We start from the raw sequence: 13951 nt of genomic DNA on the forward strand, positions 1-13951 counted from the left end.
GATACACGACAATAGGGGTATGAAAAAGCAAAAGTGTAAAAGATCGATTTCGTTTGAAAGACAGTCTGAAGAATCTTCAGATCGCCTTTTTCTATTTTTCGATCTTCTTATGCGAATAGATCAACGTAACAATCAGGAGCCTTATGTGCATAACCAAAGTGGAACTACTTCCGATCAGACCCCAAAACGGCCTGATGGCCTTTGCCTGCGTGGAGATTGATCATCAATTCTACGTCAATTCCATCGGTGTCCATAAAAGGCGAGACGGAAAGGGCTATAGGATCACCTATCCCACTCGGAAAGTTGGTGAACAAAATCTTACGATTTTCCATCCAACTGAGCCTTCTCTGAGTAAAGAGATTGAAGAGGCTATTTGCAGTAAAGCTGAAGAGGTTATGGGTCTATAAATATCAAAAAAATGTAACAGAGAGGTAAAACTTATGTCCCCCAAACAATCTAAATTAAAAGGCATCAATTATCTCCTTGCTGAGGGATTTGAAATCAACCAAAAAGGAGTCTGGTTTCTTATCACAAGACAAAATGAAGTTCAAAAAACATTTGTGTGCGCTCCGCTATATGTGCTTGCCTATGCACGAAATGATCGTCATGAGAACTATTCCAAACTACTCGAGTTCCTCGATCCTGACGGCAAAGTGCATGAATGGCTTATGCCTCAAGAGCTGCTCGCAGGTGACGGCAGCGAGGTAAGAAGGACTCTTTTGTCCATGGGACTAAAAATCGGTGAAGACAAGAGGGCGAAAGAGCTTCTGACCAGATATCTTTTATCATGTGATCCGATTGATCGTGTAAGAACTATTGATAGAACTGGATGGCATGGCCAATTCTATGTCCTTCCAGATGGACCCATAGGAAAACAGGCTGGCGAAAAGGTTTTATTTCTAGGTCCACAGATAGGGCAGCCTATTTTTCATTCATTGGGAAGTATAGAGGAATGGCAAAACCGCATAGCTGCTCCATGTATTGGCAACTCTCGCTTAATGTTTTCTCTTAGCGCGGCATTTGCAGGGCCCCTTTTAGGTATCTGCCATGAGGAAAATGGTGGCTTTCATCTACGCGGCGCAAGTAGTACAGGAAAAACAACCGCTCTTGATGTTGCAGCTTCCTTATTTGGTGGGAAGGACTATATCCAACGATGGAGAGCTACTGCAAATGGATTGGAAGCTACAGCAAAAATGTATAACGATCTTCTGCTGCCTTTAGATGAGATGGGAGAAATTAATCCCAAAGATGCTGGGGAAGTTGCTTATATGTTAGGCAATGGCACTGGCAAAGCAAGAGCAGACAAAACTGGGGGAGCTAGAGATAAGGCAAAATTTCGCTGTCTCTTTTTGTCCACTGGAGAGATCAGTCTTGCTCAGCACATGCTTGAAGATGGTAAAAAGGCTAAAGCAGGTCAGGAGACACGTATAGCTGATATCCCAGCTGATCTTGGAATGTACGGGGTATTTGAGTCACTGCATGGTTATGTTGATGGAGCTGCGTTTTCGGATGCCATTAAGGCAGCAACAAGGGAATGTCATGGTGCAGCGGGACCTAAATACATCTACCATTTATCAGGAGATTTTCAAGTGGTTAGAGATGCGGTAGATGCCACGATAGATAGCTTCGTCGAGGAATATGTCTCTAAGAGATCATCTGGTCAAGTAAAGCGAGTCGGTCGTCGTTTTGGGCTTGTAGCAGCAGGAGGTGAGCTAGCCATTCATTTTGGTATTATTCCATGGCAAAAAGGTTCCGCAATAGCTGCCTCGGGTAAATGCTTTCAGGATTGGCTTGCACACCGAGGTGATGATCAAGATTTAGAGGAAAAGAAAGTCATCGCAACGATTCAACTTTTCTTTGAAATGCACGGCAACAGTCGCTTCACTGGCTGGCATGATGACGATTCCAAAACATACAATCGAGCAGGTTTCAAAAAAATCGAGGGAACTCGAACGGAGTATTATGTTTTTGAAGAGGTGTTTAAAAATGAACTCTGTCAGGGGATTGACTGGAGGCATGCCTCTAAACTGCTTATTAAAAAGGGTTATTTAAGGCCGTCCAGCGATGGAAGATCAACCCGTACTGAAGGGCTTCCTGGCATGGGGAGTGTAAGATGCTACCGATTTGAAAAAGTCCCAGTGGGAAAAGAAGAAACTGTATGAAGCTATTCAAGAGTGGTGATACTGGTGAGAATGTGAGAAATAAATCTCACTTTCTCACAAATCTCACCTTAAAATTAGCTCGAGAAAGTTGAAGAAAACTGATACAATAGTCCCTCAATTAAAGATGTAACAAGGGTTTAAATATGAAAGCGATATTGCTCGCTCGAGTCTCGAGCAAAGAACAAGAGGAAGGACAATCGATACCTGCTCAAGAACGGCGTCTGCGAGAATACGCCGAGAGAAAAGGGCTTATCGTTGATCAGGTTTTTAAAATCACAGAATCATCTACCAAGGATACTCGAAAAGAATTTGAAAAGATTCTTGTGCAAATTCGGAAATCCAAAGAAATTATCGCCTTAGTTGCTGATACCATTGATAGAGTCCAGCGTAGCTTTAAAGAGTCTGTGGTTTTAGAAGAACTCCGCAAAGAGGGAAAGGTTGAGATTCACTTTATGCGTGAGGGGCTTGTGCTAAACGTAAAATCAAATTCAGCTCAAATTCTTTGTTGGGATATGGGAGTCATGTTTGCTCGAAGCTATGTTCTTCAATTGAGTGACAACGTGAAACGTAGTAAAGAGCAAGCAGCGAAAAACGGAACATCAATAGGCTTATCCCCGTTAGGGTACCTTCATGTGCTGAACGAACAAGGCGAAAAGACAATTGTCCCTGATCCTGATAGGGCTCCGTTTATTGTTAAGCTTTTTGAGCTTTATGCGACTGGAAATTATTCACTCTTAAAGCTGGCAGAAGAAGCCGAAAAGGACGGGCTACGCACAAGAAAAGGAAAAAAAGTGGGTAAATCTCAAGTCGACTCTATTCTCAAAAATCCATTTTACTGTGGTACGATGAAGACAAAATATGGATTAGCAGAGCACCACTATCAGCCTCTTATTTCAACAGCTCTATATCAACAAGCACAGGACGTAGCTGCTGGATATCATAAAAAGCCTCATAAAAAGATCAGCGAGCCGTTTATTCTTCGGGGCTTGATTACCTGCGATCATTGTGGATGTACCGTAACTCCCGAAATTCATAAAAAGCGTTATATTTACTACAGCTGCACGAATGCCAAGGGGATTTGTAAAAAAGTCTATAAACGAGAGGAGCCTTTGGTTGAGTCTCTATCCCAGTATTTTGATCATATTGCTCTGAGTGAGAAACAAATTGCTGAAGTGACAAGCTATCTCAAGAAAATCCATGAGTCCGAAAGTCTTTTCCATACCGAAAGCTTAACAGCTTTACGAAAAGAGCAAGATCGCGTTCAAAAACGGATTAACCAGATGTACGACGACAAGCTTGATGGCCTTATTGACGAGAAAATGTATCTGGATAAGGTTAAAGACTACAAATCCCGCCAAGTAGAGCTAACCGAACAAATGACGCGCCATGAAAAGGCCGATCACAATTTCTATGTTACAGCCAATATGGTTATGAACCTGGCTACAAGAGCTAGGGAAATCTTTGAAAGTTCTGAAGTGGACGAAAAACGTCAACTTTTAGATTTAGTATTCAGAACTTGCAATTGAAAGACGGAAGTCTCTCATTCTCAGTGAGAGAACCGTTCTTAACGATGCTGGATTTTAAGAATCGTCCAAAAGAATGGGGCAACTTGGACTTGAACCAAGGACCAGCGGGTTATGAGTCCTATTTCATAAAAATAGCCTTCACTTCTTCCTGCTGTTATTGGAGCAATTTAAGTGCAAACCCTGCCAAACTCGCTAATATGGCTATTTGTCATAGGTCCTTACTACCATTAATATTGGTTTTAAGTTCATACATTAGGATTGCGTAAGCAAGAAACGGATCTCTAAATGGGATTTGTTTTTGTATCCCTCTTACTTTATGTTCATAGTAACCCTGTATAAAAGCCTGCTTTATTTCAGATAGGGTCAAACATAAAATTTCTTCGATCGCTTCCGAATCTTCACGTTGAGGAGGCTGATCACCAATTACTTTTGCCATATAAATTGGAACAACAGCACTTGTTAAACCGGTATCCGGAGGAATTTTTCCTAGCAGCAGCAAGTCATCAACCAACATTCCCGTTTCTTCGATAGTTTCTCTCTTGGCCGCAGCTTCTACCTTTTCTCCGAAGTTTATGCCACCTCGAGGAAGTTCGATTTCCCAAGAACGCGTCGCATGACGATAATTGCAATTTAAAATAATTTTACCGTTAGACATAACGGGCATTACTGCTACTCCAGGACATGATTCTAAAGAGTTAACCCATAAAATTCTTCCATACACGCCTTTTTTCCCATTCGGAAATATGCACGCATCATTAATCCATAACCAATACTTATCCTTCACTATAACTCCAACATCCCTTGCCGTACTTTCTTCAATTAAAGCCATTTCTTGTGCATCTAAGACAATTTGGATTTCACCATCGGCATAATTTCCTTGAGATTCGATTAACTTTGGAAAATTCTCCAGGAGTTCAAAATATTGTCTTCTAGAACTTTCTCCAGCTTGGACAAACGTGAATAAAGCATGACAAGTGAGGATAAAGGTAAGCGTAAATGAAAACAAAGCTTGCATTGGCCATTGTCCTTAAGTCAAAGAGGTTTTATTATTGATCAAGTATGCTACGTAAAATCATCTATTAAAATCTCCAAGCCAATTCATTTCTACAGCACAAGACGACTGGACCAGTGGGATATGTTGGGATAGCTGTTGCAGCTCTCACAAAATATCCCATTTACTGTTCGAGACCCTTGGCAGCCTGATGATTAGGGCGCAGGAATAGCTTGCATAAAACAGGCAGGACGAAAAGGGTCAAAAATGTCGAGGTGATTAGGCCTCCAATCACGACGATGGCGAGCGGTTTCTGAACCTCAGCTCCTGTACCTGTGGCAAGTGCCATGGGGAGAAAACCAAGCGAAGCGACTAATGCAGTCATCAAAACGGGTCTGAATCGTATTAAAGCGCCTTTAAAAATCGCTTCTAAAGTTGGCATTCCTTCTTTCATGAGTTGTTGAATGCATGACATCATCACCAAGCCATTCAAAACGGCAATTCCTGATAGCGCGATAAATCCAGCAGCAGCTGAAATGGAGAAAGGTATTCCGCAGAGCCATAAGGATGCGATTCCTCCTGTTAAAGCAAATGGCACACCTGTGAAAACAACGAGCGATTCACGTACTGAGTGAAGGGCGCTTAATAGCAGCAGGAAAATCAGAAAAAAGCATAGAGGAATCGCGAGGAATAAACGTTCACGAGATGAGATCAGATGTTCAAATTGACCTCCCCATTCTAACCAATATCCGGGAGGAATCGAAACCTCTGTTTGAATTTTTTCTTTTGCCTGCTTGACAAATGAACCTAAATCCGTCCCACGTACATTCGTTTGGACAGTCACGATGCGCTTTCCATCTTCACGGCTAATTTCATTCAGTCCTTCTGTTAAGTCCAACATGGCCACTTCTCTTAAAGGAATGGACATAGGACTCAGATGGGGCAATGGCAAAGGTAAATTACCAATGGCAGTGACGTCATGTCTTAAATGTTCTGGTAAACGAACAAGAAGGTCAAAACTTCGATCTCCTTGCATGAGAATTCCAGCTTTGCTTCCTCCCACTGCAATGGAAATTAGATCGAAAATATCTGCAATTGGAATGCCTAGCTTATTGGCTTCTTCTCTTTTGACGTTTACTTGTAAAACAGGTAAACCATGTGTATGGGCAACTTGAACGTCTGCCGTTCCGGGTATTTTTGAAAGCGTATGAGCAATGGAATGTGCCGTTTTTTGCATGAGATCGAAATCATCTCCATATACTTTTACAGCTACATCGCTTTTCACCCCTGCAATCAGTTCATTAAAGCGCAATTCAATCGGTTGTGTAAACTCATAGTTGTTTCCCGGAAGCTTTTCCAAGGCATTTTCCAATTTTTCGATCAATTCTGCTTTGGAAAGATAAGGATTTGGCCATTCAGAACGTGGTTTTAGCATCACAAACGTGTCCGATACGTTGGGAGGCATGGGATCAGATGCCATTTCAGCTGTACCTGTTTTAGAGAAAACCAAGGCTACTTCTGGAAAAGATTTTAACGTTTTTTCTACAACTAGCTGCATCGATGTAGATTGTGTTAAGGAAGTGCTAGGGATACGAGAGACGTTGATGGCCAAATCTTTTTCATCCAATGTAGGCACAAATTCTTGTCCCAGTTCTAAAAAGAGGACTGCAGAGCAGATAATGAACAGTGAACCGACAGAAGCAACCGCTAAAGGGCGATGAAGGGCTTTTTCTAAAAAATGGCAATAGACGTTTTTGCAAGTTAGCACAAGCCAGTTTTCTTTTTCCGTCACACGTGTACTTAAAAGAATGGCAAGCAAAGCGGGGATGAAGGTAATCGACAAAATGAAGGCGGCGATGAGAGCAAAAATGACCGTTAAAGCCATGGGTTCAAACATTTTACCTTCGACACCCGAAAAGGTTAGAAGAGGAAAGTAGACGATTAAGATTATGAGCTGCCCATAAACTGTCGGTTGAACCATTTCTTTTGCTGAGGCATAAATTTCATCCAATCTTTCCTGCAAATTCAAGGTTCTGTTTAATTGTTGCTGATGAAGGGCTATGCGACGTAGACAATTTTCAGTGATAATGACTGCGCCATCGACGATCAATCCAAAGTCTAAGGCTCCCAGGCTCATTAAGTTTCCGCTAATTTTGGAATGCAGCATGCCGGCGGCAGTTAATAACATCGAAAGGGGAATAACGCAGGCTGTAACAAAGGCTGCTCGAAAATTGCCCAGCATGAGAAATAGGATACAAATCACGAGCAGGGCACCTTCGGCAAGATTTTTGATAACCGTTTCAATCGTGGCATCTACAAGCGTGGTGCGGTTTAGGACCGTGGTTGTGCGAATATCGGGAGGTAAACTATGCTGGATATGCTGCATTTTTTGATCGACAGCTTGTGCAATGGTGCGACTATTGCCTCCGATCAACATCATGGCTGTGCCAATCACAATTTCACGTCCATTTTCAGATGCACTACCCGAACGCAGCTCCTTTCCAATCACGACATCTGCGACATCTCGAATTTTTATACTTGTGCCATGATGAGCTCTTAAAGTAATTTCACCAATTTGTTCTGGATTTTCGATCCGTCCATCACCTTTTACAACATAGGCTTCACTATTTTGCTCGATGTAGCCTGCACCAACGTTCAGGTTGTTGGATTTCAGCGCTTGCAGAATATCTTGAAAGGTAACACCCAATGCAAGCATTTTTTCAGGGGAAGGTTCTACATGATACTGTAAAGTATATCCACCAATCGAATCTATTTCAGCAAGACCGGGGATTCTTTTAAGTTGAGGGCGAATAATCCAATCCTGGACGGTTCTAAGATAGGCCTCTAATTCTGCCGAGGTTTTAAGTTTTTGTCCTTCAGGAGTTAGATAGGCACCATTTCCTTGCCAGCCTGGCCTTCCTGGCTGAGTATGTGCTCCTATTCCATCTGGGTGTGCGTACTCTACTGTCCACATGTAGATTTCGCTTAAGCCGGTGGCAATCGGACCCATGGCAGGATCTATCCCTTCAGGCAAGCTTTCCTTAGCTTCATTTAGTTTTTCAGCAATCTGTTGACGGGCAAAATAAATGTTTACACGATCATCAAAAATAGCTGTGACTTGAGAAAATCCGTTTCGAGAAAGCGAGCGTGTTGTCTCTAAGCCAGGAATTCCGGACAGGCTATTTTCTATCGGAAAAGTAATCTGCTTTTCCACTTCGGAGGGGGAAAATCCAGATGCTACCGTGTTGATTTGGACCTGATTATTGGTGATATCAGGTACCGCATCGATCGGAAGATATTTCAAACAATAAAGGCCATAACCCGCTGCCATTAACGTTAAAATCAAAACCAGATAGCGATTGGTTACAGAAAACTTAATGATTTTTTCGATCATGCCCAGTCCTTGCAATTTTTAATGTTCATGATGAGCTTCTGCTTTTCCTTGTTCTGCTTTGATTAAAAAGGCATTTTTGACAGCAAAAATTTCACCTGCAGATAGGCCTGAGATAATTTCAATTTGTTTATTATCCTGTCGACCTACTTCCACTGGTCGGATATGAAAGCCTGCTGTTTCTTTAACGAAAATCACTTGCATCCCCTCCATCTTTTGGACAGCTTCTTTGGGAATTACAAGGGGAGGAGAGCAGCAACCTGTTTCAATTTGGGCAAATACGAACGTTCCAGCTGGGCTATTTAAAGCATCTTGCGAAATGAGTGCAACAGCTGTTCCCTTTCGATTTTCCTCGTTCAGCAGAGGACTGACGTAAGAAATTTCAGCAGGAGATTCTCTTCCTTCGCATGTTTGCAACACAATAGGATGACCGACTTTTACTTTGTAAAAATCAGTGGCCGGAATATCTAATTCCACCCAATAAGTTGAAAGGTCTGCAATCTGATAGGCCTCATGTGTTGTTTCAATCAACTCTCCAGGTGTGAGGTGACGATGAACAACGGTTCCTGCAAAGGGCGCCCGCAGCATGTAGTAACGTAGCGGACGGGTGTCTTTATCGAGCTGGTTCACTTCATTCTCTCGAATGCCTAGCGCGAGAAGGTGTTGTTTGGCGAGTTCCAGATCAATGACACTTTCTTCAAAGTTTGCTTCTGCTTGGAGGAAATCTTGTTCGGAAGAGAGTTTCTTTTCATAAAGCTCTTTTTCTTGTTGGAATACTCGATTTTTTAGTCTTTCCCGTTTAAGAGCAGCTAAAAAGACGGCTTTGGCTTCTGCCATTTCACGGCTTTCGAGAACAGCCAAGATTTCATTTGCTGCAACAGTGTCGCCGACATTTTTTTTGGCTTCTACGACAATTCCACTCACTTTAGGAACGATGTAAGCGATTTTGTCGGGATGCATTCGAATTCGACCCGATGCGGTAATCATTTCTTTTAAAGTTCCAAACGAAGCCTCTTCGAGAGAAATATTGCCAGAGAAGATTTGTTCGTTAGAAAAGGTAATAAAATCGTCATGATCGTGTTCATGATCACCATGCGCATGATGGTGGTGGTTGTGATGATGATCATCTTCATCTTCAACTTTAAGTTTTTCATTGGGAGATTTTTCCCAAAGAGAAAAAGCTGCTAACAAGCTGATCGCTATGAGGACTAACGCAATAATGACACCGAAAATATTTTTCATCTTTAACCCTAATAAGGTTGGTGTGTGCATAGGAAGTTTGTTCCTATTAAAGTTTCTAAACGTATTTTTGCCTCGTGGTAATCTCTTAAGTATTCCAAATATTCTTCACGCAGTGCAAAAATGGTATTTTTCATTTCCATCCAATCTCCAAACCCGATTTTACCTTTTTGATAACCTTCTTCAGTCAATTCCATGGTTTGCAGGGCTTCATTAAGCATTTCTGTTTCTACCATCTTGGCATGTTGATAGGCAGTTGAGAAATGTTGATAGGCCTCTAAAAATTCTGCTCGTAATTCTTGATACACTTTGGTTTGAGCCAATTGAGCTTGATTTAGGCGATGGTTAGCTTTACAAATGTTTTCTTGATTACGATTAAAAATAGGTAGTGGGATGGCGAAGTCAAAACAAAAACCATCATCAAGTGAGTAAGCGGCTGTTACCTCGACATTCGGGACTCTTTCTTCCCTTTGCAAATGTAAGCTTTCGAGAGCCAAATGGACCCCATCTGTTTCCTTCAAATAGCGAGGATTTTCTTTTAATAATCCCTCTAAATACTCGAGGGGTGGAGGGGAAGGTAGTGAAAATAACGGGTATGAAACCGATTTAAAATCCGGCTCAACCTTTCCCCATTTCATACAAAGTCCCTTCTTAATTTTATCAAAGTTCGCTTGCAATTTCGTACAAGCTAATTGGCTTGATCGATGGGCGATTTGGGCTTTGCAGGCGTGAAGGGAGTCTTTTTTTCCTATGGCAACTTTTGAATTTGAGCTTTGTAGAATTTTTTCAGAGAGCAATCGACGCTCATCCACAATTTTCATTTTCTCTTGCATCAATGCAATGTGGAGAAAGGCTAAGGAAACCTCCTGACGTAAATCCCTACATAGGATTTCCACAGTCCACTCTGCTATGGATTTCCCTTTTGAGGCTACTCGATAGCGTTGGACTCGTTTCCCGGCAGGTTCAATAATTTGAGATACGGCATAGGTCATGTCATGGTCGACTTCGAGAACAAATAGCGGATTCGGATAAAGGGTCGCTTGCCTCTGCTCAGCTTGCCAGATCGCTGTTTCCTCATTGGCAATTTGCAGCATAGGTGAGCTTTGTAAAACTCTTTGCCAAGCTGTTTCAAAATCAAGAGGGAATGTTTCGACATCCTCTCCTAAAATAGGCTGAAAGCTGATCAAAGCGAGGAGTGGAAAAAAATATAAATAACGAGTGTTCATTTTTAACTACTATGTTTCGTTCAAAAGCGGATTGTGTCAGATTCTAAAAAAAAATCAAAGTTGAAATTTTAATATAATCAAAATGAGAGCTCTTGTTGATTTAAATCTTTTATTTGGTACTATCGGCTCATGTTATCAATAGACGCGGGGACTTACATGGAATATAGACGATTAGGAAAAGCGGGTCTAAAGGTCAGTGAACTATCTTTTGGATCCTGGATTACTTTTGGAAGCAATTTAAATTTAAATAACATCCGACAGTGCTTAAAAATGGCTTTTGATGCGGGGATCAATTTTTTTGATAATGCAGAAGTTTATGCAAATGGCGCTTCTGAGCTTTTGATGGGAGAAGCTATAAAGGATCTGCGAAGAGAAGACCTCGTGATATCAACAAAAATTTTTTGGGGAGGCAAAGGACCCAATGCGACAGGATTAAACTGGAAACATCTTGTAGAAGGGACAAAAGGGTCATTACGTCGCCTACAACTTGACTATGTAGATCTTTTATTTTGCCATCGACCAGATCCTACTACACCCATTGAAGAAACAGTCAGGGCTATGGATGTTTTAGTACGATCAGGATTGGCTTTTTATTGGGGCACGTCAGAATGGCGTGCAGAAGATATCGAAGAAGCTCATCAGATTGCACGGGCAATTCATGCTATTCCACCAGCTATGGAGCAACCAGAATATAATATGTTTCAACGTGCACGGGTAGAGGAAGAATATGCCTCTCTTTACCATAAATATGGAATGGGAACCACCATTTGGAGTCCACTTGAATCTGGCATTCTTACAGGCAAATATAATGAAGAAATTCCTCCAGGAAGTCGCCTGTACCGACATGAAGAATTACGTAATCGATTGACGAAAGAAAAAATTGCAAAAGTGAAAGCATTAGAAAAAATCGCGCACGAATTATCTTGCACCTTATCTCAGTTAGCCATTGCTTGGTGCCTAAAAAATCCCCATGTGAGTTCTGTAATCTTAGGGGCATCATCAATCCCTCAACTACAAGAAAATTTGGGAGCGGAACAAGTTAAGCTGCAGCTGACCGATGAAGTCATGCAGGCGATCGAAGGTATTTTACAAAGTTGAATGACGCAAGGTTAAGGATAAAGAACATGAATCAAAAAGTCGCCCTTGTGACAGGCGGAAATAAGGGGTTGGGATTAGAAACGTGTCGACAGCTAGGAGCTCAAGGATTTCAAATTCTTTTAACAAGCCGAGACCCTGCAAAGGGGAAACCTAGAGTTGAAGAATTGCGAAAACAAGGTATTAATGCAACTTACTATCCACTAGATGTTGCAAGCTCAAAAAGTATTGAAGAGCTTTTTCATAGTATTTTAAAAGAGATTGGACACTTAGATGTTTTAGTGAACAATGCCGCTATTTTTATTGATGCCGATCAATCAAAACCTCGTGATGTGATTTTAAGAGAAACACTCGAGACAAATGTGGTTGGAGCCTATCATCTATGTGAACTTTTTGCTCCCGTCATGTATAGACAAAAGTGGGGGCGTATCGTCAACGTCTCAAGTGGTGCTGGCCAGCTTTGTGAAATGTCTGGTGAATACGAGGCCTATGCGATTTCGAAAACGGCTTTAAATGCTGTGACCTGTGTCTTTGCTGCTAAAATGAAAGGCGTTGATGTACTGGTCAATTCCATATGTCCAGGATGGGTTAAAACAGATATGGGAGGAGAAAGTGCACCGCGATCGCTAGAAGAGGGGGGTAAAAGCATTGTCTGGGGAGCCTTATTGCCTACAGGCGGTCCATCAGGCGGATTTTTCCGTGATGGACAGCCTCTAGACTGGTAGACGATTAGAAATTGAAGTTAAGCATTGCTCCAACGTAGGGCGCACTGTCAAATTTCAAGTGTGTCGCATGGTTGTGATTGCGGTTGGAAATTTTAAGTTTTCCACCTGAACTATAACCAATATGAGCATCTGCTGTAATGTAAGGATCCCATTCATATCTAATGGCCCACTCCACACCCACATTCCGATATTCAATAATGCCTTTTCCCAAAGGTTCATTTGAACCGACACGGCAGCGTGCGCTAAAAAAACGTGCGGCCACAAGCGTGCACCAATGCGGATCAAATGTATAAACAAGAGACATTTTCACTGGAAAAACAGCATTTAGCTTCCAGTCACGACTAAATTGCCAGTCGAAACCTAAGACGGGAACGACGCGATCAGCTTCCATCCCTGTTTGGGCATAAAAGCCTAAATGGATTCCCGCTAAACAAGAATAGGTATAGCGGCCCCACAAAAGTAAATCCCAAGTGGAGTAATCGTCAAAATCGGGATGATCAATATCTAAGGCATAAAGAATTTGAGCTTTCCAGTCCCAATCGCATAAACGTTTCGTAAAGCCTGTGATTAGCACATTGTAGGCATTAAAGTTTTGTTGATCAAAAAAAGGATTTTGGTCCCATGCTATTTTATTATAGGTGTAACCAACGCCGAGAGCTAAGCCTTCCTCGCAGGCACGATTGTAATAGACAACCGCGTTAAGTGAAGTCTCACCCTGTTGAAACCGAAGTTTTTGGTGATCGATTTCGTCTTTTGTGAACTTTGCAGGAGCAACAGCATCAAAACTCGTAAGAAGTGTAAATGGTCCTCCTTGGACATCTGCATTTTTTGTGATTTGCTCAGTCGAAATTGCAGTTTCTTCTACATCAGCATGCAATGTTGACATGCAGATTAGAAGTGTCGGAAGGAGAAAGCGGACTAGGTATTTCACGAGAAGCTCCACTTGGTAAAGGTTCTAAAAGAAGTTATTTGTATACGAAGTAAAACATCTCGTCAAGAATTAGATGAGCATCATGTTTTGTTTTTTGGAGAAGCGATCATTCCAAAATTGCGAAAATCATTTTAAGCCTGATATTTGAATTTGGAGAAAATAGAGAAAAATGTTGATTACTATTTTCAATTTTAATATAAACCCTCTGTTTTATTCATTTTTATTTTGAAGAGGGTGACATGAGATCTTTTCTAAATCTACTAGCCAGCCTAATTTTGCTCCTTAACCCCTTGATGGCAGAAGAAGATTTCACGTCTGAACCCTCGAACGAAGTGGTTAAAATTCCCCGCTCAACGACGGATGACAGTGATGGCCGTATTTCTTTTGCCAACCTTTTAGGCCTGCCGAGTGGAATCGTTGCGGGGATAGCCCGTTTACATTAACTCCACCACAGCCTCCCCGAGGTTTAGATGTAGTATTGAGAAAAGAGTTTGTTAGAAAAAATACACATTTGGAATTAGGCCCATGATAGAATCCATGCTGATACAAGTTAAAAGATATCTACCTTTAAAAATTTTAAAAATCGAAGGGAATGGAACCACTTTTCATATGCACGGATCTTCTTGGGGTTTTAGTTCCTTAAGTTCTTGGCGAATTTCAGCAGA

General features: G+C 41.6%; 11 protein-coding genes. 6 read left to right on the plus strand and 5 right to left on the minus strand.

Translation table 11 applies throughout. The features are described from left to right. Positions 1 to 143: 143 nt before the first annotated feature. From AB7E63_RS02780 to AB7E63_RS02790, 3 genes are all read left to right on the plus strand, one after another. Complete coding sequence (locus tag AB7E63_RS02780) at positions 144 to 407, plus strand: septation protein SpoVG family protein (RefSeq protein ID WP_428418656.1); 264 nt, start codon at positions 144 to 146, stop codon at positions 405 to 407. A 33-nt stretch (positions 408 to 440) separates the two neighbouring features. Next, positions 441 to 2162 carry a DUF927 domain-containing protein gene (locus tag AB7E63_RS02785; RefSeq protein WP_428418658.1) on the plus strand — a complete coding sequence of 574 codons (1722 nt, stop codon included), beginning with the start codon at positions 441 to 443 and terminating at the stop codon, positions 2160 to 2162. 143 nt (positions 2163 to 2305) lie between these two features. Then, positions 2306 to 3688 carry a recombinase family protein gene (locus tag AB7E63_RS02790; protein ID WP_428418660.1) on the plus strand — a complete coding sequence of 461 codons (1383 nt, stop codon included), beginning with the start codon at positions 2306 to 2308 and terminating at the stop codon, positions 3686 to 3688. Between the two features lie 208 nt (positions 3689 to 3896). Here the strand turns inward: AB7E63_RS02790 and AB7E63_RS02795 are convergent, their stop codons facing one another. From AB7E63_RS02795 to AB7E63_RS02810, 4 genes are all read right to left on the minus strand, one after another. Further along, the gene (locus AB7E63_RS02795) at positions 3897 to 4703 is read right to left on the minus strand and encodes an NUDIX hydrolase (protein ID WP_428418662.1); all 807 of its coding nucleotides are present in this window, start codon (positions 4701 to 4703) and stop codon (positions 3897 to 3899) included. A 160-nt stretch (positions 4704 to 4863) separates the two neighbouring features. Further along, positions 4864 to 8073 carry an efflux RND transporter permease subunit gene (locus AB7E63_RS02800; protein WP_428418664.1) on the minus strand — a complete coding sequence of 1070 codons (3210 nt, stop codon included), beginning with the start codon at positions 8071 to 8073 and terminating at the stop codon, positions 4864 to 4866. A gap of 18 nt (positions 8074 to 8091) precedes the next feature. Beyond that, the gene (locus AB7E63_RS02805) at positions 8092 to 9312 is read right to left on the minus strand and encodes an efflux RND transporter periplasmic adaptor subunit (RefSeq protein WP_428418666.1); all 1221 of its coding nucleotides are present in this window, start codon (positions 9310 to 9312) and stop codon (positions 8092 to 8094) included. 8 nt (positions 9313 to 9320) lie between these two features. Beyond that, the gene (locus tag AB7E63_RS02810) at positions 9321 to 10535 is read right to left on the minus strand and encodes a TolC family protein (protein ID WP_428418668.1); all 1215 of its coding nucleotides are present in this window, start codon (positions 10533 to 10535) and stop codon (positions 9321 to 9323) included. A gap of 156 nt (positions 10536 to 10691) precedes the next feature. On the opposite strand from AB7E63_RS02810, the gene AB7E63_RS02815 reads away from it, so the two are divergent. After that, positions 10692 to 11633 carry a potassium channel beta subunit family protein gene (locus tag AB7E63_RS02815; protein ID WP_006340624.1) on the plus strand — a complete coding sequence of 314 codons (942 nt, stop codon included), beginning with the start codon at positions 10692 to 10694 and terminating at the stop codon, positions 11631 to 11633. Positions 11634 to 11659: 26 nt separating this feature from the next. Beyond that, positions 11660 to 12355 carry an SDR family oxidoreductase gene (locus AB7E63_RS02820; RefSeq protein WP_059359261.1) on the plus strand — a complete coding sequence of 232 codons (696 nt, stop codon included), beginning with the start codon at positions 11660 to 11662 and terminating at the stop codon, positions 12353 to 12355. A 4-nt stretch (positions 12356 to 12359) separates the two neighbouring features. Here AB7E63_RS02820 and AB7E63_RS02825 read toward each other — a convergent pair whose 3' ends face one another. Continuing rightward, the gene (locus AB7E63_RS02825; RefSeq protein ID WP_013925203.1) at positions 12360 to 13286 is read right to left on the minus strand and encodes a hypothetical protein; all 927 of its coding nucleotides are present in this window, start codon (positions 13284 to 13286) and stop codon (positions 12360 to 12362) included. A 239-nt stretch (positions 13287 to 13525) separates the two neighbouring features. On the opposite strand from AB7E63_RS02825, the gene AB7E63_RS02830 reads away from it, so the two are divergent. Further along, entirely contained in the window at positions 13526 to 13729 is a 204-nt protein-coding gene (locus AB7E63_RS02830; RefSeq protein WP_428418671.1) for a hypothetical protein, read from the plus strand. Positions 13730 to 13951 lie beyond the last annotated feature (222 nt).

Source organism: Parachlamydia sp. (genome assembly GCF_050255895.1).
In the GTDB taxonomy this organism is placed as follows: Bacteria; Chlamydiota; Chlamydiia; order Chlamydiales; family Parachlamydiaceae; genus Parachlamydia; species Parachlamydia acanthamoebae.